This is a genomic window from Desulfovibrio sp. 1214_IL3152 (assembly GCF_036763055.1).
In the GTDB taxonomy this organism is placed as follows: Bacteria; Desulfobacterota; Desulfovibrionia; order Desulfovibrionales; family Desulfovibrionaceae; genus Desulfovibrio.
The window spans coordinates 1-2,957 of the sequence record NZ_JBAIYW010000234.1 but is presented as its reverse complement, the minus strand read 5'-3'; the positions used below and the strand labels follow the sequence as shown (position 1 = coordinate 2,957).

The window sequence follows — 2,957 nt, the reverse complement described above, 5'->3', positions numbered from 1 at the left end:
GGGTTGTGAGCACCCTGGCCTCGCCCGCAGTGGCGCTCATGAGGCCCGTATCGCCCGCCTGACCGCCGCCTTCGCCGTAAAAAGGCGTGGTTTCGGTCACGGCATAGCCGTTTTCGCCTTCACCGAGCACGTCCACGGGCTGGCCTGCGGCATTGAGCAGAATGGTGATGGGGCTTTGGGCCGTAAGGCCCTCATAGCCCACGAAACGGCTTTCGGCTCCGTTGTCCGCCAGGGATTTGAAGGGGCTTTGGCCGTCTTCGCCCTGCCCCAGCAGGCCGCCTTTTTTCTGGTGGTCGCGGGCGCGTTTGCGCTGCTCCTGCATGTGTTTTTCAAAGCCCTCGGCATCGGCGCGAAAGCCGCGTTTTTCCGCCACGTCGGTAACGATGTCCAGCGGAAAACCGTAAGTGTCGTAAAGCTTGAAGCAGAAATCGCCGGGAATCAGCGTAATGCCGCGCTCCTTGAGGGCGGCCAGTTCTTCTTCCAGCAGGTCCAGCCCTTTTTTGAGCGTGAGGGAGAAGCGCTGTTCTTCCTCAAGCACGGCCCGGTCGATGAAGTCCGCGCTTTCCACCAGTTCGGGGTAGGCATCGCCCATAACCTCGGTAACCTTGCGGGCCACCTTGTGCATGAAAGGCTCGTGCACGCCCATGAGCGTGGCGAAGCGCAGGGCGCGGCGGATAAGACGGCGCAGCACATAGCCCCGGTTTTCGTTGGAGGGCAGTACGCCGCCCGCAATAAGAAAGGCGGCCGCGCGGCTGTGGTCGGCAATGACGCGCAGGGCCGTGTCCACATCATTGGTGTCCGGAGCGCTGAAGCTGTAGGTCACGCCCGCAAGTCCGGCCGCATACTGGATAATGTCCTGAAAAAGATCGCAGTCGAAATTGGAGCGCTTGCCCTGGGCCACGGCAGCCATGCGCTCAAGGCCCATGCCCGTATCGATGTTGGGCCGGGCAAGCAGCGTGCGTGTGCCGTCGGCGCTCTGGTCAAACTGGGTGAACACGAGGTTCCAGATTTCAAGGAAGCGGTCACAGTCACAGTTGCCGATGCCGCAGTCCGGACCGCAGGACATGTCCGCACCCTGATCTACATAGATTTCGGAGCACGGCCCGCAGGGACCGGTGTCGCCCATGGTCCAGAAATTGTCTTTTTCGCCCATGCGCACGATGCGTTCGGCGGGCAGCCCGGCGATTTCGGCCCACAGCCCGGCGGCCTCATCGTCTTCGCGAAAAACCGTAACCCACAGTTTTTCTTTGGGCAGTTCCAGTTCTTTGGTCACGAAATCCCACGCCCATGTGATGGCTTCGCGCTTGAAATAGTCGCCAAAGGCAAAGTTGCCGAGCATTTCAAAAAACGTGTGGTGGCGCGCCGTGCGGCCGACGTTTTCAAGGTCGTTGTGCTTGCCGGAAACGCGCAGGCATTTCTGGCAGGTGGTGGCGCGGCTGTAGGAGCGTTTTTCCTCGCCGAGAAAGAGTTTTTTGAATTGCACCATGCCGGAGTTGGCAAAGAGCAGCGAAGGGTCGTTGGGTGGAATGATCGGCCCGGAAGCGACGATTTCGTGCTGGTGGCGGTGAAAAAAATCGAGGTAGCGACGGCGTATTTCTTTGGCGGTGAGCATACTGGCTCCTGATGAGGGCTGCGCGGTACGGGCCGTGCCTTGCAGGCGTGCGGCTTTTGGGGGCATTGAAGCAACTGTCCACGGCACAGGCCCGTTGGCCGCTGCCATGAGCATGCGGCGAACGGGCCTGCCGGAAAACGTCAGTCTTCGAGAACGGGGTCTTGGCTTTCCGCAATATCTTCAACTGTGGGGGTGAACTCCCGGGGGTGAAGGCCCAGAAATTCCACAACCTTGGCTTCGATCTGATTGCGCAGGTCAATGTTTTCGTCCAGCAGGGCGCGCACTTTTTCGCGGCCCTGGCCCAGTTTTTCAGCACCGAAGGCAAACCACGAACCGCTCTGGTCGATGATCTTGGCCTCAATGCCAAGGTCAAGCAGTTCGCCCGCGCGTGAAATGCCCTGGCCGTACAGGATGTCGAAAATGGCGCTGCGGAAGGGCGGCGCGACCTTGTTTTTCACCACTTTGACCCTGGTGCGCGACCCGAAGGATTCTTCTTTGTCCTTGAGGGTCTGAATGCGGCGGATGTCCAGACGCACGGAAGAGTAGAACTTGAGCGCGTTGCCGCCCGTGGTGGTTTCGGGGCTGCCGTAGCCCGTAACGCCGATCTTCATGCGTATCTGGTTGATAAAGATGACCGAGGTGCGCGATTTGTGGATTGTGCCCGTGAGGCGGCGCATGGCGTGCGACATGAGACGGGCGTGGCCGCCCACCTGGGTTTCGCCCATGTCGCCTTCCAGTTCGGCCTGGGGGATAAGGGCCGCCACGGAGTCCACAACCACAAGGTCAACAGCGCCGGAGCGAACCAGCATGTCGGCAATGTCCAGGGCCTGCTCGCCGTAATCGGGCTGCGAGATGAGCAGTTCATCCGTATTGACGCCCAGCCGTCTGGCATAGGACACGTCAAGGGCGTGCTCCGCGTCTACAAAGGCGCAGGTTCCGCCAAGGCGCTGGCATTCGGCAATGATATGCAGTGTAAGGGTGGTTTTGCCCGATGATTCGGGGCCAAAAATTTCAGAGATGCGCCCGCGCGGGATGCCCCCCACGCCAAGGGCCAGGTCAAGGCCGATGGAACCGGTGGGAATGACAGGTATATTCACATGGGCATCGTCAGAAAGTTTCATGACGGCGCCCTTGCCGTATTTGCGTTCAATGGTGGCAAGGGCTGTGCCCAGGGCTTCAGCGCGCGCTTCTTCAGGGCTGAGGGCCGGTTTTCTGGCCATGATTTTATGCTCCGGGTAAAGATATCTTCAAGCGCATGATTATAGCAAAGGGCGAGGGGCAAGGCAAATGCGCGGGACCTCGGCCGTCAGCCGGTCACGGTGCTGCCGGGGCGGCGCTGTCTTGC

Annotated in this window: 2 protein-coding genes; both read right to left on the bottom strand. The window is 60.4% G+C overall.

Annotated features, from left to right (window positions below; genetic code table 11):
• Positions 1-1,612 (bottom strand): alanine--tRNA ligase (gene alaS / locus V6C07_RS04970; RefSeq protein ID WP_333535259.1); only part of this gene is annotated, 1,612 nt, incomplete at its 3' end.
• Between the two features lie 140 nt (positions 1,613-1,752).
• Positions 1,753-2,832, bottom strand: a complete 1,080-nt coding sequence (gene recA, locus V6C07_RS04965; protein ID WP_333535258.1) for a recombinase RecA — start codon at positions 2,830-2,832, stop codon at positions 1,753-1,755.
• Between the last annotated feature and the right edge of the window lie 125 nt (positions 2,833-2,957).